25 protein-coding genes are annotated in these 25568 nt (G+C 72.2%); 7 read left to right on the top strand and 18 right to left on the bottom strand.

What is annotated here, in order from left to right:
- Positions 1-136: 136 nt before the first annotated feature.
- Positions 137-1177 carry a DUF2637 domain-containing protein gene (locus tag DMB66_RS63550; RefSeq protein WP_233624401.1) on the top strand — a complete coding sequence of 347 codons (1041 nt, stop codon included), beginning with the start codon at positions 137-139 and terminating at the stop codon, positions 1175-1177.
- A gap of 70 nt (positions 1178-1247) precedes the next feature.
- Here DMB66_RS63550 and DMB66_RS08775 read toward each other — a convergent pair whose 3' ends face one another.
- From DMB66_RS08775 to DMB66_RS08810, 8 genes are all read right to left on the bottom strand, one after another.
- Complete coding sequence (locus DMB66_RS08775) at positions 1248-2477, bottom strand: cell wall metabolism sensor histidine kinase WalK (protein WP_125803530.1); 1230 nt, start codon at positions 2475-2477, stop codon at positions 1248-1250.
- Between the two features lie 70 nt (positions 2478-2547).
- Positions 2548-3240 (bottom strand): response regulator transcription factor, encoded by a 693-nt coding sequence (locus DMB66_RS08780; protein WP_125803531.1) that lies wholly within the window; start codon positions 3238-3240, stop codon positions 2548-2550.
- A gap of 90 nt (positions 3241-3330) precedes the next feature.
- Complete coding sequence (locus DMB66_RS08785) at positions 3331-4647, bottom strand: hypothetical protein (RefSeq protein ID WP_125803532.1); 1317 nt, start codon at positions 4645-4647, stop codon at positions 3331-3333.
- Between the two features lie 38 nt (positions 4648-4685).
- Complete coding sequence (locus tag DMB66_RS08790; RefSeq protein WP_125803533.1) at positions 4686-6011, bottom strand: PQQ-binding-like beta-propeller repeat protein; 1326 nt, start codon at positions 6009-6011, stop codon at positions 4686-4688.
- A gap of 2 nt (positions 6012-6013) precedes the next feature.
- Positions 6014-7330, bottom strand: a complete 1317-nt coding sequence (locus tag DMB66_RS08795) for a PQQ-binding-like beta-propeller repeat protein (protein WP_125803534.1) — start codon at positions 7328-7330, stop codon at positions 6014-6016.
- Positions 7331-7376: 46 nt separating this feature from the next.
- Positions 7377-9302: a 1-deoxy-D-xylulose-5-phosphate synthase gene (dxs, locus tag DMB66_RS08800; RefSeq protein WP_125803535.1), complete on the bottom strand. Its 1926-nt coding sequence runs from the start codon at positions 9300-9302 to the stop codon at positions 7377-7379.
- Between the two features lie 73 nt (positions 9303-9375).
- Complete coding sequence (locus DMB66_RS08805) at positions 9376-10668, bottom strand: class I SAM-dependent RNA methyltransferase (RefSeq protein WP_125803536.1); 1293 nt, start codon at positions 10666-10668, stop codon at positions 9376-9378.
- Positions 10665-12722, bottom strand: a complete 2058-nt coding sequence (locus DMB66_RS08810; RefSeq protein WP_233624402.1) for an APC family permease — start codon at positions 12720-12722, stop codon at positions 10665-10667. Before DMB66_RS08810 ends, DMB66_RS08805 begins: the two co-directional genes overlap by 4 nt.
- A 114-nt stretch (positions 12723-12836) precedes the next feature.
- Between DMB66_RS08810 and DMB66_RS08815 the strand changes: the two genes are divergently transcribed.
- Positions 12837-13502, top strand: coding sequence for a TrkA family potassium uptake protein (locus DMB66_RS08815; RefSeq protein ID WP_125803538.1), 666 nt, complete (start codon positions 12837-12839; stop codon positions 13500-13502).
- Between the two features lie 2 nt (positions 13503-13504).
- Entirely contained in the window at positions 13505-14173 is a 669-nt protein-coding gene (locus DMB66_RS08820) for a TrkA family potassium uptake protein (protein WP_125803539.1), read from the top strand.
- 51 nt (positions 14174-14224) lie between these two features.
- On the opposite strand, the gene DMB66_RS08825 is transcribed toward DMB66_RS08820, so the two are convergent.
- The 4 genes from DMB66_RS08825 to dut all read right to left on the bottom strand — a co-directional run bounded on the left by DMB66_RS08825 (position 14225) and on the right by dut (position 16843).
- On the bottom strand, positions 14225-15082 hold the full coding sequence (locus tag DMB66_RS08825) for a DUF3159 domain-containing protein (protein WP_125803540.1): 858 nt from the start codon (positions 15080-15082) through the stop codon (positions 14225-14227).
- The gene (locus DMB66_RS08830; RefSeq protein WP_125803541.1) at positions 15079-15459 is read right to left on the bottom strand and encodes an OB-fold nucleic acid binding domain-containing protein; all 381 of its coding nucleotides are present in this window, start codon (positions 15457-15459) and stop codon (positions 15079-15081) included. The genes DMB66_RS08825 and DMB66_RS08830 overlap by 4 nt, the downstream gene beginning before the upstream one ends.
- Positions 15460-15605: 146 nt before the next feature.
- Complete coding sequence (locus DMB66_RS08835; RefSeq protein ID WP_125803542.1) at positions 15606-16319, bottom strand: DUF3710 domain-containing protein; 714 nt, start codon at positions 16317-16319, stop codon at positions 15606-15608.
- A 32-nt stretch (positions 16320-16351) separates the two neighbouring features.
- Positions 16352-16843, bottom strand: coding sequence for a dUTP diphosphatase (dut, locus tag DMB66_RS08840; protein WP_233624403.1), 492 nt, complete (start codon positions 16841-16843; stop codon positions 16352-16354).
- A gap of 79 nt (positions 16844-16922) precedes the next feature.
- On the opposite strand from dut, the gene DMB66_RS08845 reads away from it, so the two are divergent.
- Positions 16923-17405, top strand: coding sequence for a DUF3093 domain-containing protein (locus DMB66_RS08845; RefSeq protein WP_233624404.1), 483 nt, complete (start codon positions 16923-16925; stop codon positions 17403-17405).
- Here DMB66_RS08845 and DMB66_RS08850 read toward each other — a convergent pair.
- Both DMB66_RS08850 and DMB66_RS08855 read right to left on the bottom strand, forming a co-directional pair.
- On the bottom strand, positions 17395-18237 hold the full coding sequence (locus tag DMB66_RS08850) for a hypothetical protein (protein ID WP_233624405.1): 843 nt from the start codon (positions 18235-18237) through the stop codon (positions 17395-17397). The genes DMB66_RS08845 and DMB66_RS08850 overlap by 11 nt on opposite strands.
- Positions 18238-18405: 168 nt before the next feature.
- Positions 18406-18702: a DUF4193 domain-containing protein gene (locus DMB66_RS08855; RefSeq protein WP_023561654.1), complete on the bottom strand. Its 297-nt coding sequence runs from the start codon at positions 18700-18702 to the stop codon at positions 18406-18408.
- 385 nt (positions 18703-19087) lie between these two features.
- Between DMB66_RS08855 and DMB66_RS08860 the strand changes: the two genes are divergently transcribed.
- Positions 19088-19627 (top strand): LytR C-terminal domain-containing protein, encoded by a 540-nt coding sequence (locus DMB66_RS08860; RefSeq protein ID WP_125803545.1) that lies wholly within the window; start codon positions 19088-19090, stop codon positions 19625-19627.
- A gap of 10 nt (positions 19628-19637) precedes the next feature.
- On the opposite strand, the gene DMB66_RS08865 is transcribed toward DMB66_RS08860, so the two are convergent.
- On the bottom strand, positions 19638-20459 hold the full coding sequence (locus DMB66_RS08865) for an inositol monophosphatase family protein (RefSeq protein ID WP_125803546.1): 822 nt from the start codon (positions 20457-20459) through the stop codon (positions 19638-19640).
- Positions 20460-20735: 276 nt separating this feature from the next.
- On the opposite strand from DMB66_RS08865, the gene DMB66_RS08870 reads away from it, so the two are divergent.
- Positions 20736-22304, top strand: coding sequence for an RNA polymerase sigma factor (locus DMB66_RS08870; protein WP_125803547.1), 1569 nt, complete (start codon positions 20736-20738; stop codon positions 22302-22304).
- A gap of 289 nt (positions 22305-22593) precedes the next feature.
- Positions 22594-22833 carry a hypothetical protein gene (locus tag DMB66_RS08875; RefSeq protein WP_125803548.1) on the top strand — a complete coding sequence of 80 codons (240 nt, stop codon included), beginning with the start codon at positions 22594-22596 and terminating at the stop codon, positions 22831-22833.
- Positions 22834-22887: 54 nt separating this feature from the next.
- Here DMB66_RS08875 and DMB66_RS08880 read toward each other — a convergent pair whose 3' ends face one another.
- From DMB66_RS08880 to DMB66_RS08890, 3 genes are all read right to left on the bottom strand, one after another.
- Positions 22888-24609, bottom strand: coding sequence for a DEAD/DEAH box helicase (locus DMB66_RS08880; RefSeq protein WP_125803549.1), 1722 nt, complete (start codon positions 24607-24609; stop codon positions 22888-22890).
- Positions 24610-24709: 100 nt separating this feature from the next.
- Positions 24710-25324, bottom strand: coding sequence for a trimeric intracellular cation channel family protein (locus tag DMB66_RS08885; protein ID WP_125803550.1), 615 nt, complete (start codon positions 25322-25324; stop codon positions 24710-24712).
- 16 nt (positions 25325-25340) lie between these two features.
- Positions 25341-25559, bottom strand: coding sequence for a DUF3039 domain-containing protein (locus tag DMB66_RS08890; protein ID WP_125803551.1), 219 nt, complete (start codon positions 25557-25559; stop codon positions 25341-25343).
- Between the last annotated feature and the right edge of the window lie 9 nt (positions 25560-25568).

Here is a 25568-nt window from a genome sequence, read left to right on the forward strand (position 1 = left end):
CGCTCCCGACACGAACGCGACGCGGTCTCGCCGGTTGGGCACACCGATGCCGTACCGAAACATCGACAAGACAATATGATCGGCCGGGTCCGCCATGGTCCCGGCTTTTCGTTTTCGACCGACAGAGGAGCGTCCGGTGTTACTCCCGCAACTTCGCCGCGTCCGCTGGGCGGTGCGAGCGACCCTGGTCCTGGGCGTGGCAGCCTCCGTGGTCGCGAACATCCTGCACGCCCTGGACAACCCGATCAGCCAGGCGATCGCCGCCTGGCCGCCGCTCGCCCTGCTGCTGACGGTCGAGCTGATCTCGCGGGTTCCGGTACACCGCCGCTCCCTCGCCTTCGCCCGCCTGTTCGCCACGGCGACGATCGCCGGCATCGCCGCCTGGGTGTCCTACTGGCACATGGCCGGCGTGGCGGCCCGCTACGGTGAGTCGGGCGCCTCCCCCTACCTGCTACCCCTGTCGGTGGACGGCCTGATCGTGGTGGCCAGCATCTGCCTGGTCGAACTGGGCGGCCGCATCGCCACCCTGGAGAACGAGGCGGCAGCCACCACCAAGGCGTCCCGCGAGGCCGCCGAGTCGGCAGCCCAGGTCGCCGCCGCGGCCCGCCACGCGGCCGGCACGGACGGCGTCACGGCGAACGGCGTCGCCGACCGCCCCGCTGCCGCCGGCCCGGAGCCCGCCCCGGCCGGTGGCCGGGAGGACGTCAGAGTGCCCGGCCTGATCCCGGTGCCGGCACCAACCGGTGCGCGGCGCAGCCCCGCGACGGCAGCCGCGCTGGCGGAGGTGGCAGCGGCCCTGCCCCGCACCGGTCTGCCCAAGACCCGCGGTGCCGAGGTCTCGGCCTTCACTCCGACGCTGACCCGTCAGGGCAGAGTCACCGTGTCCGCCTCGGCCGGCGGCAACGCCGCGCCCGCCAAGACCACCACCCCGGCCCGGAGCGGGTCACCGAACGCCAAGGCCGCCAAGCAGCCCGGCGCCCCGGTGCGGAACGCCGCCAAGCCGACGTCGAAGACCCGCAGAAGCCCGGCCGAGACGCTGGCGGAAGCCGCGAAGATCAAGGCCACCCACCCGGGCATCACCGAGGCGGACCTGGCGACGCGACTGGGCATCAGCGCCTCCCGCTGGCGCACGATCCGCCGAGAAGCCGATCAGGAAGGCCTCCGCCTGGCCGCCTGACGAGCCCGACCACGTGACGCAGCCGACCGCCGACGACGGGGGTCGGCTGTGTCACATCAGCCAGGTCACATCAGCCAGGCGCGATGCCGAGGCCCTTGGTCCGGGGCACGCTGGCCGTAGCAGCCACGACAGGGGTCGTATCGGCCGCGGGCAGCCGCACGGTGACCTCCAGGCCCCCGCCCGGCTGAGCCACCGCCGAAACCGTCCCGCCGTGGGCGTCACAAACGGCCCGTACGATCGACAGCCCCAGCCCGGACCCGCGGGACCCGGTCCGCTCCCAGCCGCCCCGGCGGAACGGCTCGAACAGCCCCGGCACGTCCCCCGGCTCCACCTCGTAGCCCGTGTTCCCCACCACGAGCCGGGCGTATCCGTCCTCGTTCTCGGTGCGCAGCCAGAGCCGGCCCATCAGGTGGTTGTAGCGGATCGCGTTCTCGATCAGGTTTCCGGCGAGCCGGTCCAGCAGGCTGGGGTCGCCGACCACCGGCGCCGCCTCCAGCTCCGTCGTCACGTCGAGCTTCATCCGTTCCGCCTCGGCCCGGACCGCCGACAGCGCGTTGTAGACGCTGGTCGCCAGGTCGGCCGGCACCTTGCGGACCAGCCGCCGACCGGATTGCGCCTCGCTGCGCGCCAGCACCAGCAGCGCGTCCACCAGGCCGTTCGCCCGTTCGGAGGCGTTGCGGACCACCTTGGCCATCCGGCGGTATTCGGCCACGTCCGCCTCGTCGTCGCTCAGCGTCACGTCGATCTCGGTGCGCATGACCGCCAGCGGGGTGCGCAGCTCGTGGGACGCGTTGGCGACGAAGCGTTTCTGCGACTCGAACGCCCCGGCCAGCCGGTCCAGCATCGCGTCGAAGGTGCGGGCCAGCTCGGCCACCTCGTCGTCGGCGCCCGAGTAGCGGATGCGCTGGTCCAGCGTCTCCTCGCCCAGTCGTTGCGCGGTCGCCGTCACGAAGTGCAGCGGGCGCAGGGCCCGCCCGGCCACCGCGTACGCGCCCGCGATGCCGATCAGGCCGATGGCGAAGAGCGCGATCAGGCCTTTGACCAGCAGCTCCTGGGAGGCCCGGTCGACCAGCTCGGTCTGCCAGGTCAGCGCGTCGAGCCGGCTCCCGTCGGAGAGCACGACCTGGGTGCCGGGCAGCAGCTTGTCCGAGGGGCGCAGGGCGTCGCCGACCAGCAGCCAGGCCAGCAGCACCAGGATGGCACCGGCCCCGACCAGCAGGATGCCGTTGAGCAGGGTGAGCCGCAGCCGCAGAGTGGGCCGCAGCCCCATCCGCTCGCGTCGGCCGGCATAGACCGTCATGACTGAGCCACCTTTGCCATGCCCTCCTGGCCCTCGCCCGCGACACCGCGGCGCCGCTCGGTGCGGTCGGTCATGACCGGCCGCCGGCGGGAAGCACGACGACCGGCTCGGGCACCCGGTAGCCCGCGCCGACCACGGTCTCGATCAGCGGCGGGTCACCCACCTTCTTGCGCAGGGTCATCACCGTGACCCGGACCGTCGTGGTGAAGGGGTCGGTGTTGGCGTCCCAGACGCGTTCGAGCAGCTCCTCGCTGGACACCACGCCGCCGCGGGCCTTGAGCAGCTCCTCGAGGACGCCGAACTCCTTGTTGGTCAGGTCGATCGGGGCGCCGCCGCGGGTCACGACCCGGCGGGCCTGGTCGAGGATCAGGTCGCCGACGGTCAGGACCGGCGGCGCGGCCGGGGTGGCTCGCCTGCCGAGGGCCTGGACCCGGGCCACCAGTTCCTCGAACGCGAACGGCTTGGGCAGGTAGTCGTCGGCGCCGAGCTGGAGCCCCTCGACCCGGTCGGCCACGGTGACGCTGGCCGTGAGCATCAGCACCCGGGTCAGCGCGCCGGAGGCGACCAGCGCCGCGCAGATCTCGTCGCCGTGCATGCCGGGCAGGTCCCGGTCGAGCACGACGACGTCGTACCGCGTCACGTACGCCATCTCGTGGCCGCTCAGGCCGTCGTATGCCACGTCGACCGCCATGCCCTTGCGCCGCAGCCCCCGGGCGATCGCGTCACAGAGGTTCCGCTCGTCTTCCACCACCAGCACGCGCACCCGGGGTCCTCCGCAGTCAAAAGTCAGCTCACCGCACAGCCTTGCCGCCGGCCCGTAAAGAGGCCGTGAGTGCAGGCTACCGGGCGGTTACTATCCGGTCAGGGGCCAGATCGCAACAGTGGCGTCGATCCGGCGGCAGACCAGCACGTCGGTCGTCGCCCGGCAGTCGCCGGAGACTGTGGTGGCCGTCCCGAGCACCCGCACGGCGAGCGTGGCCGGGTCGAGCAGCGCGTAAAAGACCACGTCGTCGCCGATGCGCTGGCGCAGGCCCACCACGGTGCCGTCGGCGCGGGCCGGCCCGGCGATCCGCCAGGCGCCGAAGTCGCCGTGCACGACGCCGGTGCGCGGCTCCACCACCGCGAGCGGATACCGCCCCTCCAGCCCTTCGCCGCCGCTGACCAGCAGATACGGCCCGGCCTCCGCGGCCATCGTCCAGCGGTCCGCGGCCCAGCGCACCCGGCCGGTGCCGGGGTCGAGCACCTGCACCCCGCCGCGGTAGCCGAAGACACAGATGGCGTCGACGCACTCCTGCACCCAGTGACCGGCGAGTTCCACGGTGCTGTGCCAGCGCGGGCTCAGGCCGGTCAGGGTGTACGCGGTGATCCCGCCGAGCCCGCCGACCAGCACCAGGTCATCGCTGGGCCAGACGGTGATGCCGCGCCGGGACCAGCCCGGCCGCGCGGTCACGTCGCCCTGATGGACCAGCGTTCCGGTCACGGTGTCCCGGACCTCGATGTGCCCGGTCGTGGTGGCCGTGATGAGCCGATGCGGGAAGCCGTCGGTGTAGCCGGCCTCGGTGGTGAACCCCGGCAGCGGCTCCGCCAACGACCAGCGGGTGCGCCCGGTGGCCAGGTCGAGGCCGTACCAGTGCTGGTCGCCGTACCGCGGGCTGCTCTCCCGCAGCAGGGCCAGGCCGTCCGCCGGCGAGATGCCGAACAGCCGGGCCGGGGCCCGCCAGCGCACCCGGTCGGTGCCGGCCACGAGGGCGACCGTCGCCTCGGCGCCGATGGTGTCGACCTGGTACGAGACCAGCACCGTCTCGGCCACGGAGGTGACCTGGACGACCGCCCCGGTGACGGCGACCCTGGTCAGTGCCAGCAGCTCGCCGCCCGGCAGCGCGTACATGCTGACGATCTTGGTTTTGACGGCCGCCTCGCGCGGTTCGGGACCGGCGCTGACGATGTAGAGGCGGCTCTGCTCGACGAACATGTTGTCGCCGAGGCGGGCGGGCACGATGACCGGGCCGACCGGGCCGAGCTCGGCCGCCGCGCCGCTCAGGCCGATCAGCAGGACGACGGACAGGGCGGCCAGCGTGGCCCGGAAGGAGTGCGGCCGGCGGGGGGACGCCTCGATGTCGCTCGGCAACCGGCCGTGCTGTTCACCGAGGTCGATCAGGACGTCGCCCACGCCGTCATTGTGCGCCCGTCGATCGATGATCGGGCGGGTCAGGCGTGGTAGGCCCACACCTCGACGCCGGCCGTCGCCCGGCAGGCGAGCAGTCCCGGCACGGCCTGGCACTGCACCGTCGTGTCCGGCAGCCGGCCGAGCGGCTGGACCGCGGCGGCGCCCTGCCGCAGCAGGCCGAAAACGGTGCTGCGGTCGCTTTCCAGGCGGCTCAACACGTATGCGCCGCCGGCCTGGACCGGGAAGTAGAAGCCCCACCGGTCGAGGTCGATCAGCGGCCGTCCGGTGGCGACGTCGGCGGTCCGCAGCGGGCTAGTCTGCCCCTGCACCTCCAGCACCGAGTCGGCGCCGAACGCGAAGACGTCGGTGTCGGCGATCCGCCAGCGCTCGGCGCCGGTGCGCGGGTCCAGCACGATGAGCTCGGCACTGCTCCTGACACAGGTCAGCCCGGGACAGTAGGCGGAGTTGCCGGCCGGATCGGGCAGCTCCTGCCGCCAGAGCTCGTCGAGAGTGCCCGCGCCGTAGGCGGTGACCAGCCCGCCCGTGCCGAAGGAGCCGTAGTGCACCAGCACCGTGTCACCGACGACGTCGCCCTCCTCGGCTCGGGCGCCGTCGATCATGGGCACGGCCCGCTCGCGCAACACCGCGCCGGTCGTCGGGGAGAGCAGCATCAGTTTGTCGGAGGTGAGCACCACGACGGCGGTCTCCGGGCCGTCCGACAGGGTGGTGAAGACCGAGCCCGGGAACGACCGCGACCAGCGCGGCGCGCCGGTGGCCAGGTCGAGGCCGCGCAGTTCGGTGCGCTGCGCCGGCTCGGTGTGCAGGGCGCCGCTGTTGGTGCCGTAGAGCTGGCCGGGGTCGCCGGACTCCGTGTCGTACTCGGTGCCGGGCCGGAAGATCTCCTCCTCGGCGAACGCGACCCGGTCGCTCACCGGCTGCACGGCCACGGGCGAGGTCCACCGGACCGCCCCGGTGCGGGCGTCGAGCACGGTGACGCTGCGCCCGGACCGCACCAGCGTGAAGTCGGCCGTGGTGTCGTACACGTAGAAGGGGTCCCCGTCCGTGGCCGCCGTGAAGCTCCAGAGCCGGCGGAGCGGCCGGGCCTGCCAGGCCGTGAGCACGCGCGGCTCGGCGTCCAGATCCATCAGGTAGAGGGTGCCGTCGAGCAGCTGGAAGTCGGCGGCGGCGGGGACCGGCACGGCGCCGACGCGCTGCCAGAGCACCGAGGTGACCGGGGCGGCCCCGCCCAGCGCGAGCAAGAGCAGAACTGCCAGGGCCGCTCCGGCCCGGCGGTAGTAATAGGCGGGCGGCGCGGTGGCTGCGGCGGGCAGAGCCGGCGTCTCGGGGCTCAGCTCGATCAGCGCCACGCTCAGTCCTCTCGCCGATAGGCCCAGACCACCAGGTCGCCGGTCGACTCACGGCAGACGAGCCGGTCGGGCACGGATTGGCAGTCGCCGGTGCCGGCCGGCAGGTCGGCCAGCGGCTCCGGATGCGCGCCGCCGGGTGCGGCGACGGCGACCATGGTACGGCTCCCCGAGTCGACCAGCCGCGTCACCAGCAGGTGGTCCTCGCCACCGGTGCCGGAGACCAGGCGCCAGCCACGCAGGTCGACGAGGACCTGGCCGGTAACCGGATCGATCAGGCCCGCGGGGTCGGCCTCCCCGGCCGGGGTGCCGAACGCGACGAACGTGGCGCCGCGCTGCTCGATGCTGCGCCACCCGGGCCGGGACCAGAGCTGCGCCCCGCCGTCCGGGTCGAGGGCGCGGACCCCGTCGGGCCCGGTGAGGCAGATCAGCGGCCCGCACGGGTTGACCTCGTACGCGTACCCGGCGGGCCGGCTCCAGCGGTGCCGCAGGGTCACCGGGTCGAAGGCGCTGACCATCCGGCCGGCGGGGGTCGGGTGCCGCAGCACCAGCAGCCCGCCCGCCACGGCCGGGTTCTCGGGGGCGTAGTCGGCGGGCGGCAGTTCGGCCTGGGTGAGCAGCAGACCGGTGTCCAGGTCGTGCACGGCGGCGGTGCGACTGTCGTGCATGAGCAGCATCCGCGGCCCGCTTCCGGCCGGCCCCGGCACACCCATCAGGACGGCCGTCGACGGGACCGGCACCTGCCAGCGGGTGGTGCCGCCGACCGGATCGAGCGCGTCGACGTGCCGCTGCACCCGGCGGCCGGAGCCGGAACTGCGCACGCCGGAGACGGCGAGCAGGACCTCCGAGCCCGGGATGGTGACGACGTTGCCGGAGCGCCGCCACTGGGCGGCGCCGCTGGTCAGCGAGACGGCGGTGGTGCCCGGGTCGCCCTGGTTGCCGCTCCACGGCCGCATCAGCACCAGGTTGCCGCCGGTCCGCAGCCGGAAGGTCGGCGACGCGGAGCCGGCCTGCCAGTTCAGCCGCCCGTCGGCCAGGCGGTACGAGCTGAGCATCCCGTAGTTCTGCACGAGCAGGTCGCCGTCGCCGGTCAGGGTGAACGGGTCGGCGGGGCCGAACGGCAGGCTCAGCACGGGCGACAACGCCGGGGGTGGCGGCGCCGCCGAGGCCCCCGACGACAGCAGCACGATGGCCGCGAGGAGCACCGGGGCGAACCACGCCGGCATCGTCGAGCGCACCGGCCGGACGTATTCGTCAGGCTCGCCCCGGGCCAGACCGAGATCGATGATTACCGTGTTGCCGCCGAACGTCTCCGCCGCCATGCCCCCAAAGGTAACGGACAGATAACGAAATCGCCCGTTCGCGCCCCTAACCTTGAGGTTGGTGCTGTGCGGCCGACTCCTCGAGCTGCGAGATCCACTCCGTCACGTCCCGGGCGATGTCCTGCGCCGTGAGGCCCAGCGCGGACAGGATCTCGGCGCGGCTGCCGTGCGGGTGGAAGCCGGCCGGCACCCCCAGGTCACGCAGCGGCACGTCGACGCCGGCGTCGCGCAGGGTGCTGGCGACGGCATCGCCGACACCGCCGGCCCGGATGCCGTCCTCCAGCGTCACGACGAGGCGGTGACCGCGGCTCAGGGCGGCGAGCTCGATCGGCACCGGACGGACCCAGCGCGGGTCGACGACCGTGACGCCGTACCCCTGCTCGGCGACCCGCTCCGCGACCTCCATGCCCAGCTTGCCGAACGCGCCCACCGCGACCAGCAGGATGTCCTTGCGCTCGTCCTCGCGCAGCACGTCGACGGGGCCGACCCGGCGCAGCGCCGGCAGGTCGGCCGCGACCGAGCCGGTCGGGAAGCGCACGATCGTCGGGCCGTCGTCGACGGCGACCGCCTCGCGCAGCTCCTCGCGCAGGGTGGCGGCGTCGCGCGGCGCGGCGATCCGCAGGCCCGGCACGGCGCCGAAGACGCTCAGATCCCAGATGCCGTAGTGGCTCGGGCCGTCGGGGCCGGTGATGCCGGCCCGGTCCAGGACGATCGTCACCGGCAGCCCGTGCATCGCCACGTCCAGCAGGACCTGGTCGAAGGCGCGGTTGAGGAACGTCGCGTAGATGGCGACGACCGGGTGCAGGCCGCCCATCGCGAGGCCGGCGGCCGAGGTGATGGCGTGCTGCTCGGCGATGCCGACGTCGTAGACCCGCTCGGGATGCTTCTTCTGCAGCGTGGCGATGCCGGTGGGCTCGGCCATCGCGGCGGTGATGCCCACCACGTCGGGCCGCTCGTCGGCGATCGCCACGAGCTCCTCGGCGAAGACGTGGGTCCACTTCACCGACGGCTTCGCGGTCATCGCACCGGTCCGCGGGTCGAACGCGCCCGGGCTGTGCCAGCAGTCCGCCTCGTCGTCCTCGGCCGGGCGGTAGCCGTAGCCCTTGCGGGTCACCGCGTGCACGATGACCGGGGCGTTGAAGCCCTTGGCCCGGCGCAGGGCCGACTCCATGGCCTGCACGTCGTGCCCGTCGACCGGGCCGAGGTATTTGATGCCGAGGTCCTCGAACATCGGCTGCGGGCTGACCGCGTCCTTGATGCCCTTCTTGACCGCGTGCAGCACCTCGTAGACCGGCTTGCCGACCACCGGGGTCGAGCCCAGGGCGTCCTTGACCAGATCCAGGACCCGCTCGTAGCCGGGGTTGAGGCGCAGCGTGGCGAGGTGGTCGGCGAGCCCGCCAATGGTCGGCGCGTACGAGCGGCCGTTGTCGTTGACGATGATGACCAGGCGGTTCTTCGCCGACGCGATGTTGTTGAGCGCCTCCCAGCACATGCCGCCGGTGAGCGCGCCGTCGCCGACCACGGCCACCACGTGCCGCTCCTCGCCGCGCAGCGTGAACGCCTTGGACAGGCCGTCCGCGTATGACAGGGCGGTGGAGGCGTGCGAGTTTTCGATCAGGTCGTGCTCGCTCTCGGCCTGGCTCGGGTAGCCGGAGAGGCCACCGCGCTGCTTCAGCCGGTCGAAGCCGTCCTGCCGGCCGGTCACCATCTTGTGCACGTATGCCTGGTGGCCGGTGTCGAACAGCACCCTGTCGCGCGGGGAGTCGAAGACCCGGTGCAGGGCGAGGGTGGTCTCCACGACGCCGAGATTGGGACCGAGGTGGCCGCCGGTGCGGGAGACCTTCGCCACCAGGAAGTCGCGGATCTCCGCAGCGAGCAGGGTGAGCTGATCAGGATCGAGGCGCTTGAGATCGCCGGGGGTTTTGATGCCCGGAAGGAGGCCGGCCGTCGTCTGATCACTGCGCTCGCTCATGAGGAGTCAGTCTATCGGCGGAACGCTGCCGCGCATCTGGCGCAAACGGTCATAGAGACCTCCTCCACAATATCTACACAACCGCGGGCCGGTAGCCGGGCACGAACAGGGCGACGCACTCGATGTGCTGGGTCATCGGGAAGCAGTCGTACGCCCGCAGCTCGGCCAGCCGGTAGCCCTCGGCCGTGAAGGTCTGCACGTCCCGGGCCAGCGCGGCCGGGTCGCAGGCCACGTAGGCCACCGCGCGCGGCCGGGCCGTCGTGATCGCCCGGACCACCTTCGTGCCCGCGCCCGTGCGCGGCGGGTCGAGCACCACCAGATCCACCGGGCCGGTCACCCGGCGCCGACCCAGGGCCACGTCCACCCGGCCGGCCACCACCTCGACGCCGTTGAGGTCCGCCAGGTTGGTGCGGGCCGCCGTCACGCCCACCGGCGCGGACTCGATGACCGTCGTCCGGGCCCGGGTGCGCTCGGCGAGTGCCGCGGCGAAGAGGCCGGCACCGCCGTACAGGTCCCAGGAGGTCTCCCCCTCGGCCGGCTGGAGCAGCTCCAGGACGGCGGCCACCAGGGTGTCCGCCGCGGCGGGGTGCACCTGCCAGAAGCCGTCCGGCGGCACCTGCCACTTCCGGCCGATGGCCAGCTCGCTGACCTCCGCCGGCCCTTCGGCCAGGCCCGCGCCGCCGGGCGCCGGGGTGCCGGGCGCGGCGACGTCGGCGGTCGCGAGCAGCGGGGTGACGGCCGGGCGGGCCCGGACGCTGACGTCGCCGCCGGTCGAGGCGACCACCTCCACCGCGGCCGCGTCCGGCCACAGCCGGGCGGTCACGTCGAGCTTCTGCAGCTCCGGGTGGGCGATCAGGCAGCGGTCGACCGGTACGACCTCGTGCGAGCGGTGCTTCAGCAGCCCGGGCCGGCCGACGGCGTCCACGGCATACCGCACGCGCGACCGCCAGCCCAGCGGGCCACCCGGCAGCGGCTGGACCCGGACGTCCAGCTCGGCGATCCGCTCGGGGCTCAGCCCGCCCATCCGGCCGAGCAGCGACCGCACCACGTCGGCCTTCCACTCCAGCTGCGCGGCCGGCGAGACGTGCTGCAGGTCGCAACCGCCGCAGCCGCCGGGGTGGGCGAACGCGCACGGCGGGGTCACCCGCTCCGGCGCGGCCTCGTGGATCTCCACGGCGTCCGCCCGCAGGTAGCCCTTGTGCAGCTCGGTCACCTCGGCGGTGACCCGCTCCCCCGGCAGCGCGTGCCGCACGAAGACCACCTGCCCGTGCGGGCCGCCGATCCGGGCCACGCAGTGCCCGCCGTGCGCGGGAGCACCGACCGTGACCTCGATCCGGTCGCCCTCGAACAGTTCGTCGTCGCTCACTTTTGCTCTTCCGGGGGGTCGGTGGGAGGTGCGGCGGCCACGACGACCGGCACACCGTTGCTGGGACGGGTGCGCGGACCGCGGGCCGGCGCCCGGCTCAGGCCGCGGTCCAGCCGGTCGAGATCGCGGTCCTGGCTGGACTGCAGCTGCCACGGCACGCTGGTCACCATCACCCCGGGCTCGAACAGCAGCCGGGTCTTGATCCGCAACGCGCTCTGGTTGTGCAGCAGGTTCTCCCACCAGCGGCCGACCACGTACTCGGGGATGAAGACGGTGACCACGTCGCGCGGCGAACCGCGCCGCACGCTCTTGACGAAATCGATGATCGGCCGGGTGATCTCCCGGTACGGCGAGTCCACCACGGTCAGCGAGACCGGGATCTGCCGGCGTTCCCACTCGGCCTGGATGGTACGGGTGTCCTTGTCGTCGACGTTGACCGTGACCGCCGTCAGCGTGTCCGGCCGGGTCGCCTGGGCATAGGCCACCGCCCGCAGGGTCGGCTTGTGCACCTTGCTGACCAGCACCACGGCGTGGTTGCGGGAGGGCAGCACCGGGCGCTCCTCGCTCGGCTCCAGCTCCTGCGCGACCCGCACGTAGTGCTTGCGGATGGCCAGCATCAGCGCGTAGAGGATCAGCATGAAGACGATCGCGATCCAGGCGCCCAGCAGGAACTTGGTGACCAGCACGACGATCAGCACCGCGCCGGTCATCGCCATGCCGAAGGTGTTGATCGACCGGGAGCGGACCATCCGGCGCCGGGCGCCCGGATCCCGCTGGGTGCGCAGCAGCCTGTTCCAGTGCCTGATCATGCCGGCCTGCGACAGCGTGAAGGACACGAAGACGCCGACGATGTAGAGCTGGATGAGCCGGGTGACCTCGGCATCGAAGGCCACGATCAGGAGCATCGCGGCGACCGCGAGGAAGATGATGCCGTTGCTGAACGCCAGCCGGTCGCCGCGGGTGTGCAGCTGACGGGGCAGGTAACGGTCCTGGGCCAGGATCGAGCCGAGCACCGGGAAGCCGCTGAACGCGGTGTTCGCGGCCAGGAAGAGGATCAGCGCGGTGACCACGCCGACCACGTAGAGCAGGATCGAGCCGTTGCCGAAGACCGTCTCGCCGAGCTGGGTGACGACCGTCTTCTGCACGTAGTTGTCCGGGCCGCCGACGATCTGCACCAGCGGGTCCTCGACGTACTGCAGGTGGGTGGCCCGGGCCAGCATGATCATCCCGGTCAGCATGGCGATCGCGATGCCGCCCAGCAGCATCAGCGTGGTGGCGGCGTTCTTGCTCTTCGGCGGCTTGAACGCGGGCACGCCGTTGGAGATGGCCTCGACCCCGGTCAGCGCGGCGCAGCCCGAGGAGAAGGTCCGCAACAGCAGGAAGACGAAGGCGAAGCTGGTCAGATGGTGGGTCTCGGCCTCGATGACGACGTCCGCGCTGGGCGCGCGCAGGTCCTGGCCGAGGACGTAGACCCGGACCAGGCCGGTGAGGAGCATCCCGAGCATGACCACGATGAACGCGTACGTGGGGATGGCGAACGCGGTGCCCGACTCGCGCAGCCCTCGCAGGTTGAGCGCGGTGAGCACGGCGATGGCGGCGAGCGCGACGCCGATCCTGTGCTCGGCCACGAACGGCACCACCGAGCCCAGGTTCGCCAGTCCGGCGCTGATCGACACCGCCACGGTGAGGATGTAGTCGACCAGCAGCGCGCTGGCCACCGCCACCCCGAAGCGCGGGCCCAGGTTGACCGTCGCGACCTCGTAGTCGCCGCCCCCGGACGGGTAAGCGTGCACGTTCTGCCGGTAGCTCGCCACCACCGTGGCCATCACGACGGCGACCGCCAGCGTGATCCACGGCGAGTAGATGAACGCGCCGGCCCCCGCGATGGAGAGCGTCAGCAGGATCTCGTCGGGCGCGTAGGCGACGCTGGACAGCGCGTCCGAGGCGAAGACGGGCAGTGCGATCCGCTTCGGCAGCAGGGTGTGCTGCAGCCGATCGGAGCGGAAGGGCCGGCCGAGCAGGAGCCGCTTCGCTAGGGACGTCGAACTTGCCACAAGCGCCAAGGGTACGGCTGCGCACGCCACGCCGTCGGCCGCCCCGGCCAACGGCGACCGCCGCCGCATGGCACGCTCTGCCTAGGTACGCATCCAGCGGGAAGGCGCAAAACCTTGCACGTGGTGATCATGGGCTGTGGCCGGCTCGGCTCGACGCTGGCGAACAAGCTCGACGCGCGCGGCCATACGGTCGCGGTGATCGACCAGAACGCCGACGCCTTTCGCCGGCTGGGCGCCGACTTCGGCGGCATCACGGTGACCGGGATCGGCTTCGACCGGGACGTGCTGATCTCGGCCGGCATCGAGCGCGCCGACGCGTTCGCGGCGGTGTCCAGCGGCGACAACTCCAACATCATCTCGGCCCGGCTGGCCCGGGAGACCTTCGGCGTTTCGCGGGTCGTCGCCCGCATCTACGACGCCAAGCGGGCCCAGGTCTACGAGCGGCTCGGCATCCCGACCGTGGCCACGATCCGCTGGGCCGCCGACCGGATGGTGCGCCACCTGGTGCCGGAGGGCACGGTCGAGGTGTTCCGCGACCCCACCAGCTCGGTCTCGATCGTCGAGGCGCCGCTGCACCGCGACTGGGTGGGCCAGACGCTCACCTCGCTGGAGGACGCCACCGGTGCCCGGGTGGCCTACCTGATGCGCTTCGGCATCGGCTCGCTGGCCACGCCGTCCACCGTGCTGCAGGACGGTGACCAGGTCTTCATGCTGGTCACCGACGACATCGTCGAGGACGTGCTCGCGAGCGCCGCGGGCTCCGGGCTGAGGAGTCACTGATCATGCGGATCGCCATCGCGGGTGCCGGCAACGTGGGCCGCTCGATCGCCAGCGAGCTGATCGGCAACGGCCACCAGGTGATGCTCATCGAGCGCCAGCCACGCCAGCTGCGCCCGGAGCGGGTGCCGGAGGCCGAGTGGGTGCTGGCCGACGCGTGCGAGCTCAGCAGCCTGGAGGAGGCCGACGTGGCGAGCTGCGACGTGGTCGTGGCCGCCACCGGCGACGACAAGGCCAACCTGGTCTGCTCGCTGCTGGCCAAGACGGAGTTCGCGGTCGGCCGGGTGGTGGCCCGGGTCAACCGGGCCGAGAACGAGTGGCTGTTCACCGAGCAGTGGGGGGTCGACGTCGCGGTCAGCAAGCCGCGGCTGATGGCCGCGCTGGTCGAGGAGGCGGTCACGGTCGGCGACCTGGTCCGGCTCATGACCTTCCGGCAGGGCGAGGCCAACCTGGTGGAGATCACCCTGCCGACCACCGCACCGTACGTCGGCGAGCCGGTGCGCTCCGTGCCGATGCCGCACGACTCCGCCCTGGTGGCCATCCTGCGCGGCAAGCGGGTGCTGGTGCCGACACCGGACGACTCCCTGGAGGCCGGCGACGAGCTGATCTTCGTCTGCACCTCAGAGGTCGAGGACGCGGTCCGCGCGGTACTCCTCGGCACCCGGGAGGGGTAGCCACTTCCGGTCCGGCATAGTTCCCTGGACGCGTCCAGCGGCCCGGGGCCGCTAGTTCGCCGTGCCGCCCTGCTCCGCCTCGGCCTGCTCTGCCTCGGCCCGCTCTGCCTCGGCCCGCTCCGCTTCGAGGTGCTGGGCAGCGGTCACCCGGTGCACGGCCCAGGCGGTGAAGGCGAAGGTCGCGGCGTAGATCGGCCAGCTGATCACGATCCGGACCACGCCGATCGCGTTGGCCTCGTCCGCCAGGTAGAGCCAGCCCTGCACGCCCGCGCGGATGAACAGCGACGCCGCCCAGACCAGGGTCAGCCACTGGAAGGTGCGGAAGAGGCGGGAGTTGCCGAACCAGTCGTGCTTGCCGCCGTTGGCGAGCACGCCCCAGACGTACCCGATGATCGGCCGGCGGACCGCGACCGACGCGATCAGCACGACCACCTGGCCCAGGGTCAGCAGGATGCCCGGCAGGTAGAAATTCTTGGCGTCGCCGGTGCGCCAGGCCAGGAAGGCGCCGATCGCGACGCCGAAGAGACCGTTGACGGCGTGCCGGACCGGCTGCTTGCGGGTCAGCCGGTAGACGCCGATTGCCAGGGCCGAGCCGACGCTGCCGCCGATCGCCCAGTACAGCGCGGTCTTCTTGCCCAGGTCCAGCCCGGCCTCGCCGAGCAGCACGTTGAGCACCACGAACGCGAGCACCGGCACGCTGGACTCGATGAGCCCGCGGACCCCGCCGAGCTGCTCGGAGATCTGCTCGCTCATCGAGGGGAAGGGTTCCTCGGCCTCCGCCGGCTTCTTGACGGCGGGCGGGTCGAGCTCCTCGACGAACTCGCCGATGAGCTCCTCGACGACTTCCTCGGCGACTCGCTCCTCCACTGTCTCGTGCGCGGCGTGACGGGGCTCGCTGCCGGGTGTCACCGGGGCGCCTCCAGCTCGTAGAACGGGTTGTAGATGACCTTGCGGTCGTCACGCAGGGCGATCCGGCCGCGGGCGGTGAGCTGACGGCCCGGTTCGATGCCGACGATGGAACGGCGGCCCAGGAAGACGAGCGTGACCACGTCGCTGCCGTCGTAGAGGTCGGCCTCGAGGGTCGGCAGGTTGGTGCGGGGAGTGTACGCCACCGTGCGCAGTCGGCCCGACACCGAGACGACCTGGCCGCGGCGGCACTCGCCGGCCGGCATCGCGCCGCACTTGGCGCTGTCGCGCTGCAGCTCCTGCGCGTCCAGCTCAGCCTCCGAGGCGGTCAGCCGCTCGAAGAACCGGCGCAGCCCGGTGGTGCGCTCATCGGTCGACATGACCTCGGTGCCACCCTCTCCTCGGCGAACCGTGGAAACACGCCGGCATGGATGCCGGCGGACGGCACACAGTGTGGGCAGGTGCCGTCCTTCCACGGTACGCCGGAAGCGCCCCCGGTGACGTACCTCACCGGGGGCCTTTTCGATCAATGCACGTGGCGCCCGTTGGGGCCGGGGAACTGCTCGTTCGCGGCCACGTTCGGCGGCGTCGGGTCCTCGCCCTCGGTGGCGTGCCGCTCGGCGTGCTCGGCCATCTCGCGCGGCAGCCGCAGCGGCAGCGCCTCGCGGACCGGCCGGGCCTCCTCGTCGCGGACCACGACCAGGCCGCGCAGGCACTCGCCGAGCACGCCCTCCTGGCCTGGGTCGGCGGCGGCCAGGCCCTGGAACAGCGCGCGGACCATCCAGCGCGGGCCGTCCACGCCGACGAACCGGACGTCCGCCGGCCCTTCGGGAGTGTTGACCCGAGCGGCCAGCTCGACGCCGTACGGCCCGTCGAACTCCTGCGGGGCGGCGCCGTCGGCGGTCATCGCCGTGGCGATCTCGGCTCGCACCTCGTTCCAGATGCCCTCGCTGCGCGGCGCGGCGAAGACGCCGAGCTGCAGCGCGCTGTTGCCGTGCACGAGCACGATCTGCTCGACGCCGCCGTCCGGGTTCGCCTGCACCCGCACCTCGACGCCCTCGAGCGCCGGGATCAGCAGGCTGCCGAGGTCCAGGCGCTGCACCCCGTCGGGCGCGTGCCTGCTGTCGTACGGGCCGTGCTCGGGTGCCGGCCCGTCGCCCATACTCTTGGCGAGCGCCGCCGACTGGGGTGCGTCGTCCGGGCGCACGTGCTTGGGACCGCCGCGCTTGCGGGAGAACATCTGCGTTGCCACCTTCTTCTGACTCTTCGTTCTCAAGGTTGGTGCTGAGGGACCGGCAGGGCCACGTGCCCGCCGGTCGAGCCGTGCCCGCCCGCGCCCCGACGGGTGTCGGGAAGCTCGTCGACCACGTGGAACACGGCCCGTTCGACCCGCTGCACGACGAGCTGAGCGATCCGGTCGCCCCGGGAGATCTTCGCGGTGCCGGCCGGGTCGTGGTTGACCAGGTTCACCAGAATCTCGCCGCGGTAACCGGCGTCGACCGTACCGGGCGCGTTGAGCACGGTCACGCCGAGGCGTACGGCGAGTCCGGAGCGGGGATGCACGAGGCCGACGTAGCCCTCCGGGAGCGCGATCGCCAGGCCCGTGCGCACCAGCGCGCGGGCGCCGGGGGCGAGCTCGACATCCTCGGCGGCGACCAGGTCGGCGCCCGCGTCGCCCGGGTGGGCGTAGGCCGGCAGCGGCAGGTCGGGGTCGAGCCGGCGGACCTGGATGTCCACGGGATCGGTCACGGTAGTGGTCCTCACGGTTCGGCGACGGGCGAGCGGCACCCACCCTGCCATCCTGCCCTCGCCGGGTACGGCGGCGCGCCGTACCCTCACCAGGGTGACATCCGAGGCCTCCGCACGCACGGCAGCGCCGCGTCCGGCGTACGCCGAGCGCCTGCACGTCCCGTGGCTCGCCTGGCCGGGCTGGCTCCTGGTGGCCGCCCTGCTCTCCGCCGAGATCTGGATGGGCAACACCGGCCTGCGCGCCTGGCTGCCGTTCGCGGTGCTGGTGCCGCTGACCGTGTTCCTGCTGTGGCGCGCCGACCGGATCCGGGTCGCGGTCACCGCGACGGAGTTCCAGGTCGACGACGCCCGGCTGCCGCTGAGCGTGATCGCCGACGTGGTGCCGCTGGACGCCGCCGGCAAGCGCGAGGCGCTCGGCGTGGGCGCACACCCGCTGGCCTTCGTGGTGCAGCGGCCGTGGATCAACGGCGCGGTGCAGGTGCTGCTGGACGATCCGGCGGATCCGACGCCGTTCTGGGTGGTCAGCACCCGGCACCCGGTCGAGCTGGCCACCGCCCTGCTGAGGGCTAGGAGCTGAGCTCCCGGCGCTCGCCGGAGATCACTGCCGGGCCCTGGCGGCGCAGGTCCTTGATGAGCTTCTCGCCCAGGCTGCGGGTGGCCCGGCGGTTGAGGTAGCTCGCCACAGCCGCGCCGGTGAGCAGCGGGCCGAGCGTGGTCAGGTTGCGCCCGAAACGGCGCAGGAGGGTGCCCTGCAGCTCCTTGCGGGCCGCGGTGCCCAGCACGGTGGCGACGCCGACACCCGGCACCAGCGGGTTGACGCCACGCTGGCCGGCCCAGGCCTGGATCAGGGCGGAGGCGCGCTCGACGGCGCTGCCGGCGACCGGCTGGCCGTAGACCTCGTGCAGCTCGCCGATCAGCTTGAGCTCGATGGCCACCACCGCGACCGTCTCGGCGGCGAGCAGGACCGGGGCCGAGAGCAGGGACGGTGTCGCCGCCCACTCCAGGGCGGCGACGCCACCGCCGGCGGCGCCCACCCCGGCGGTCGCCCGGGCGGCGTTGCGGACGAGCCGTTCGGCGAGCGCGTCGCCGGTCAGCCCTTCGTAGTGCCGGCGCAGGGTCGCCAGGTCGCGGACCGGCACGTGCGGCGCCACGTCGGCGACCACGTCGGCCATCCAGCGCACGGCGGCCCGCGGCCGGAACAGCCGGCCGAGCCCGCGCCGGCGCACGTCACCGACGAGCCGGCCGAGCAGGCGCCGGCGGCCGGCCGGCTCCAGGTCGTCGGCCGTGATGGCGGCCACGGTGGCGCCGATCCCGGCGTCGGTGTGGCCCGCAGGCTCGGCGGGGTCGACCTTGATGAGCTCACGCCCCGGATCCGCGGACTGTGCCGAGTTGTCTTCTGAGCGGCTCATCGTCGACCTCCCCGTGTCTGCTGGCGGCAAGGTGCCGTTGGCGTCATCCGGTCAGCCTGATACCCGCCGGAGCGGCCGGATCAAACCGGCGGCGCGGCGCATCAGGGGTCGGTACGTGACCCGGCCGTCGGACGACGACCGGGGGTGTCCTGCTCGCGGGCGCGCCGGTCAGGCGCACTCGCGGCAGATCAGTTCCCCGTTCCGCTCCACCGCGAGCTGGCTGCGGTGGTGCACTAGGAAGCAACGGGCGCAGCGGAACTCGTCGGTCTGCATCGGCAGCACCTTGACGGTCAGTTCCTCGTCGGCCAGGTCGGCACCGGGGAGCTCGAAGCTCTCCGCCACCTCGACCTCGTCGACGTCCACTGCGCCCGACTGCGAGTCGGCGCGGCGGGCCTTGAGCTCCTCAAGGCTGTCCTCGCCGAGGTCGACCTCGTCGCGACGCGGGGCGTCGTAGTCGGTGGCCATCGGTTTTCACTCTCCTGTATCGATGTGTCACTTGGCGTTAGTAACGCCAGCGACGGCGTTTCGGTTCCCGGGTATGACGGACTTTTTTCCCCGATCTGAAACAGGGATCGCCCGTCCGCCGGGGCGCCCCCACCCCCTCGTGAAACTGCCCCGGCAAACGCGGCACCTTACCGCCCTCGTGCGTGGCTTGTACGCGCGCGGGCGGCTCATTGTTCCCGATGTGACCGAGGCGACATCAAGGTAGGGGTAGCAGCCCGTGGATCATCGTCGCCGCGCCGGGAACATTCCCTCTTTCCGCAGGCTTGGCGCACAGACGCTAACCTCACCGCATACCTCGTCCGGTACCGGACGGCGGTCGATCGAGCTGACCCCGGGAGCCAGTTCCATGAGCTTTGCCCGCGTCCGAGCACTCGTCGTGGTCGGCGTGCTCGCCGTGGCCGCGGTGGTCTTCGTCGTCGTGGCCCTGGTCCGCGACACGCAGGGCGACGCGGTCGCCGGCGGCGGCTGTCCCGACGGTTCCCCGGTGGCGAACCTTACGCTGCCGGACGATCCCGAGCAGGTGACCGTGAAGATCTACAACGGCACCAATACCGCCGGCAAGGCCGACGCCGTCTCCAACGAGTTCAAGAACCGGCGGTTCCGCACCGAGAAGCCGGCCGAGAACAAGAAGAAGGTCGACGGCGTCGCGGTCATGCGGTACGGCCCGGAGGCGGTCGGCTCGGCGTGGCTGCTGCGGGCGTACTTCCTGGACGAGGCCACCCCGCAGTACGACCCCAAGCGCAAGGGCAAGATCGTGGACATCGTCATCGGCAGCCGCTTCGCGCAGCTCGCCACGACCACCGAGGTCAACCAGTCGCTGGCCGCGCAGGGCGAGCCCGAGCTGCCGCCGGGCGCCTGCGTGGGGCCGGCCAAGAAGGACTCCTGACGGCCCGCGCCTAGGGGCCACCGGCGGCGGCCAGTTCCACGAGGGCGTCGTGCAGCGCGGTGAAGATCGCCGGCGGGGCGGCGACGAGCATGTCCGTCCCGGCCGGCAGGCCCTCCAGCCCGGACACCAGCAGGCCCGCCTCGGTGGCCACCAGGCCGCCGGCGGCGTGGTCCCACGGGTTGAGCCCCTTCTCGAAGTAGGCGTCCACGCTGCCCTCGGCCGCCATGCACAGGTCCAGCGAGGCGGCACCGAAGCGCCGGATGTCGCGGACCCGGGTCAGCAGGGCGGCCACCACCGCGCCCTGGTGCGCGCGCCGGGCCTGGTCGTAGCCGAAGCCGGTGGCGAGCAGCGTCTGGTCGAGGGTGGTCCGGGCCGAGCCGGACAGCCGGCGCCCGGCGCGCCAGGCGCCCCCGCCGAGCGTCGCCGTCCACTCGTCGCCGGTCGCCGGGTTGTGCACGACTCCGGCGACCACGACCCCGTCCACCTCGGCGGCGAGCGACACGGCGTACTGCGGCAGGCCGTAGAGGTAATTCACGGTGCCGTCGATGGGGTCCAGGATCCACCGTACGGGCCCGGTGGCCGCTGCCGCCGAGTCTCCGTACTCCTCGCCCAGCACGCCGTCTCCGGGCCGCTCAGCGGCCAGCGCGGCGACGACCTGTCGCTCGACGGCCCGGTCGGCCGCCGTCACGACGTCGGTGTCGGTGCTCTTGGTCCGCACGTCGGTGATCGCCTCGGCCCGCATCCGCAGGGCGGTCGCCGCGGCCTCCCGGGCGATCCGTACGGCGATCTCGAGCAACTTCTCCGGCGTCGATGTCCCCGGTACAACAGCCACTGGTGACCGTCCTTTCAGCCGTTGTCATTCTCCCGCCGGGCGGCTCCGGGGGCCTCGGTACCCCCCTCCGGACACCCCTCGGCATGCCGGTGGCGTGCTGCGGCGGGAGGATCTAGCCGGACGGCGCTACAATTCACCCCTGCCCACGCTTCACGGACAGCCGCCAGCGGGCCCGTCCGCGTCCCGAGGGCTCCCACACCACACCGGCCAGCCTCGTTCCGCCGCGCGCTGCGCTGGGTTCATGGCCGTGTTTCATCGCCCTCCGGAAGGTCATTCGTGACAGAAGCCCACCAGACCGGTGCCGACGTTCGCTCTCTCACCGAGGCCCTGATCGCCCACGCGCAGGGTGCGGGCGGGCAGATCACGTCAGCCGAGGTCGTGCAGACGGTTGAGTCCGCCGACGTCACGCCGGCCCAGGCCAAGAAGATCCTCCGCGCCCTCGTGGACGCGGGAGTCACCGTGGTCGTCGACGGCTCGGCGAGCACCCGCCGCCGGGTCTCCGCCGCCCGCGCGGCGACCCCCGCCTCCAAGGCCACGACCGCCAAGGCGACCCGTGCCCCGGCGAAGAAGGCCGCGCCCGCCCCCAAACAGGCCGGCACCGAGGACGCCGCGGGAGCGACGTCCCCGGCCGCCAGGAAGGCCGCACCCGCCAAGAAGGCCGCCGCCGCGCCGCGCAAGGCGGCTCCCGGCGCCAAGGCCACCCCCGCCAAAGCCGCGAAGCCCGGCGAGGCTCCCGGCGAGGGCGAGGAGATCGATCCCGAGGCGCTCGCCGCCGAGATCGAGGACGTCGTCGTGGAGGAGCCGGCCGCCCTGGTCCAGGCCGCCGCCACCGACGCGGCCGCGACGGCGACCGACGGCGACTTCGAGTGGGACGACGAGGAGTCCGAGGCGCTCAAGCAGGCGCGCCGCGACGCCGAGCTGACCGCGTCCGCCGACTCGGTCCGCGCCTACCTGAAGCAGATCGGCAAGGTTCCCCTGCTCAACGCGGAGCAGGAGGTCGAGCTCGCCAAGCGCATCGAGGCGGGCCTGTATGCCGCCGAGCGGCTGCGCGCCTGCGACGACGGCGAGGAGAAGCTCGAACGCAACTTCGAGCGGGACCTGCGCTGGATCGGCCGCGACGGCGAGCGGGCCAAGAACCACCTGCTCGAGGCAAACCTGCGGCTCGTGGTCTCGCTGGCCAAGCGCTACACCGGTCGCGGCATGGCGTTCCTGGACCTGATCCAGGAAGGCAACCTCGGCCTGATCCGCGCCGTCGAGAAATTCGACTACACCAAGGGCTACAAGTTCTCCACCTACGCCACCTGGTGGATCCGCCAGGCCATCACCCGCGCCATGGCCGACCAGGCCCGCACCATCCGCATCCCGGTGCACATGGTGGAGGTCATCAACAAGCTCGGCCGCATACAGCGTGAGCTGCTCCAGGACCTGGGCCGCGAGCCCACTCCGGAAGAGCTTGCCAAGGAGATGGACATCACCCCGGAGAAGGTGCTGGAGATCCAGCAGTACGCCCGGGAGCCCATCTCGCTCGACCAGACCATCGGCGACGAGGGCGACAGCCAGCTCGGCGACTTCATCGAGGACTCCGAGGCGGTCGTCGCGGTCGACGCGGTGTCGTTCTCGCTGCTGCAGGATCAGCTGCAGCAGGTCCTGCAGACGCTGTCCGAGCGCGAGGCCGGCGTGGTGCGGCTGCGGTTCGGCCTGACCGACGGTCAGCCGCGCACCCTGGACGAGATCGGCCAGGTCTACGGGGTCACCCGCGAGCGCATCCGCCAGATCGAGTCGAAGACGATGTCGAAATTGCGACACCCGTCCCGGTCCCAGGTCCTCCGGGACTACCTGGACTAAGACGATCTCCACAGGCACGGACAGCTTGATCATGACGGGATCGACCCCGTTCAGTCAACAATCCGTGCCTGTTTGGTCACCACCCGTACATCATTCGATGGTGATCGGACCGTAGTGCAGAAGTGATCGTTGACGTGGCACCCTTGGTGCACGGCACACTAGCCGGACCACATGTGACTTGGGTCCCCCCGGGCCACAGTGGGAAGGCTGGTAGGGCCAAGGGTGTTGCACCATGGGTGAGCAGTAGCCGAGGAACATGTTCATCGGTGACGACCAGAGGAGGAAGGCGATGACCCCGACTCTCACGCCGCCGGCGGGAACGGTGGCCGGACCAGCAGCCGATGAACGGTGCGACCGCTGCAATGCAGCCGGAAAGCTCCGTTTGACCCTGGCTGGTGGCAGCGAGCTGGTGTTCTGCGGACACCACGCCAACAGGTATGCCGAGGACCTGGTGAAGATCACGGTCCAGTACAAGGCGGACCCCGAGTTTTCTTGGCGCGGCGCAGACATGATGTCTAACTCCAACTAACCCCCGAAAGCATCAAGGGGCGCCCCGGCGGGGCGCCCCTTTTTATGCTCTCCGTCAGAGGGTTTGGATGGTGGCGATCCGCTCCTCGAGCTGCTCGATGGTCGCCTGAGCGCTCGGCGGGCCGCCGCACAGCCGGCGCAGCTCCGCGTGAATCTTGCCGTGCGGCAGGTTCGTGCGGTGATGATGCGCCGCCACCAGAGTGTTCAGCTGACGGCGAAGGCTGTTGCGCCGCTCGCCAGCACTCAGGGTCACCACCGGCTCACGCTGAGCCGGAACCGGCTCAGCGGCCTTCTGCCGCTTCTGGGCGGCGATCTGCTTACTCTGCCGCTGATTGAGCAGTACGGAGACCTGGTCGGGCGTCAGGAGGCCCGGAAGGCCCAGGTATTCCTCCTCCTCGGGCGTGCCGGTGCGGGCCCCGGTGCCGAACGAGGCGCCGTCGTAGATCACCTGGTCGAGCTCGGCCGTCGCCGACAGGGCCTCGAACCGCTTCTCCAGGTCGCCCTCGGCGTCCTCCGCCCGCTGGGCTCGTTCCAGCAGGTCGTCGTCCAGACCGTCCGGGTCCTTCGGGGCGCCCAGGATGTGGTCGCGTTCCGCCTCCATGTCGCTGGCCAGGCCCAGCAGGTGCGGCACGCTCGGCAGGAAGACCGTCGCGGTCTCGCCGGTGCGGCGGGCGCGGACGAAGCGGCCGATCGCCTGGGCGAAGTAGAGCGGGGTCGAGGCGCTTGTCGCGTACACGCCGACGGCCAGGCGGGGGATGTCGACGCCCTCCGACACCATCCGGACCGCGACCATCCAGCGCTCCTCGGAGAGCGCGAACGAGGCGATCCGGGACGAAGCGCCCTGGTCGTCGGAGAGGACCACGACCGCCGGCTGGCCGGCGATCTCGCCCAACAGCTTCGCGTACGCCCGGGCGGTCTGCTGGTCGCTCGCGATGACCAGGCCGCCGGCGTCGGTCATGCCGTGCTCGCGCAGCCTGGACAGCCGCGCGTCCGCCGCCCGCAGCACCTGGGGCATCCAGTCGCCGCGGTGGTCCAGCGCGGTCCGCCAGGCCTGCGCCACCAGGTCCTTGGTCATCGGCTCGCCCAGCCGGGCCGCCAGCTCGTCACCGGCGCTGGTGCGCCACCGGGTCTCGCCCGAATAGGCCAGGAAGATGACCGGCCGCACGACGCCCTCGCGCAGCGCGTCGGAATAGCCGTAGACCGAGTCGGAGCGGGAGCGCTGCAGGCCGTTCTCGCCGCGCTCGTAGGTGACGAACGGGATCGGGTTGTCGTCGGAGCGGAACGGCGTCCCGGTGAGCATCAGCCGGCGCTCGGCCTCCTCGAAGGCCGACTTCACCCCGTCGCCCCAGGTGCGGGAGTCGCCGGCGTGGTGGATCTCGTCCAGGATGACCATCGTCGAGCGGGTCATGGTGCGCCGCCGGTGCACCGCGGGCGCCATGCCGACCTGCGCGTACGTCAGCACGGCACCGTGGAAGTCACGGGACGAGTGCACGTCCGCGTTGCGGAACGACGGGTCCAGCTGGATGCCCACCCGGGCCGCCGCGGACGCCCACTGGGTCTTCAGGTGCTCGGTCGGGCACACCACCGTGACCGCCTCGACGGTGCCGTCGGCGAGCAACTCGGCCGCGATCCGCAGGGCGAAGGTGGTCTTGCCCGCACCCGGCGTCGCGACCGCCATGAAGTCGGGGCTGCGCCTGCGCAGATATTCCACCAGCGCCTTGCGCTGCCAGGCCCGCAGCGGGGGGAAGGTCTCCAGGTTCGGCAGGGGCGGACTCAAGCTGCGACGATCCTCTCGACTCACACCACATTAAAAATGCCCCTGCGCAACCGGCCGCAGAGGCGAAACCCAGCATAGCGGCGGGCGCGCACCGCCGTGGTCACGGCACCGCGACGGGTGCCGACCAGCGCCGGTACAGCGCGAGCAGCCGTACCCCGGTGATCGCGGCCGCAGTGGCCGCCAGCGGGATCGGCCCGGCCAGCTCGAGCCGGCCCAGCAGGGTCACCACCCCCGCGCCGCCCAGCGCGACCACCGCATAGATGTCGCGCTGCAGCACCACCGGGATCTCCCCGGTCAGCAGGTCGCGGGCCAGCCCGCCGCCGATGCCGGTGAGCATGCCCACCAGGCAGGCGCCGACGGCCGGCACGCCGGCGTCCAGGGCCTTGAGCGTGCCGGCGACGGTGAACAGGCCCAGCCCGGCGCCGTCGAGCAGCAGCACGGTCCGCCGCAGGCGGTTGAGCTGCGGATGCAGGTAGAAGACCGCCACGGAGGCGCAGACGGCCGTGACGGCATAGCGCCAGTCGGAGAAGGCGAGCGGCGGCACCGCGCCGATCACGAGATCGCGCAGGATGCCGCCGCCGAGCGCCGCCACGAAGCCGACGAAGCCCACGCCGAACAGGTCCAGCCGCTTCGCGACGGCGGCGCTGGCGCCGGAGGCCGCGAAGACGGCCACTCCGATCAGGTCCGCGACCAGCAGGCTGTAACTGCCGGTCACGACGGCCGGCCGGAGGTCAGAGCTTCATCGACTCGTAGATCTCCTTGCACTGCGGGCACACCGGCGAGCCCGGCTTCGGTGACTTGGTGACCGGGAACTTCTCCCCACAGAGAGCCGTCACGAAGCTGCCCATCACGGCACTCTCCGCGATCTTCTCTTTGCGCACATAGTGGAACATCTCGGGACCGGTGTCGGCGTCCTTGGTCTCCGGACGCTCCAGGATCTGCGTGCTCACGGCATCTGC

This window comes from Actinoplanes sp. ATCC 53533 (genome assembly GCF_003947245.1).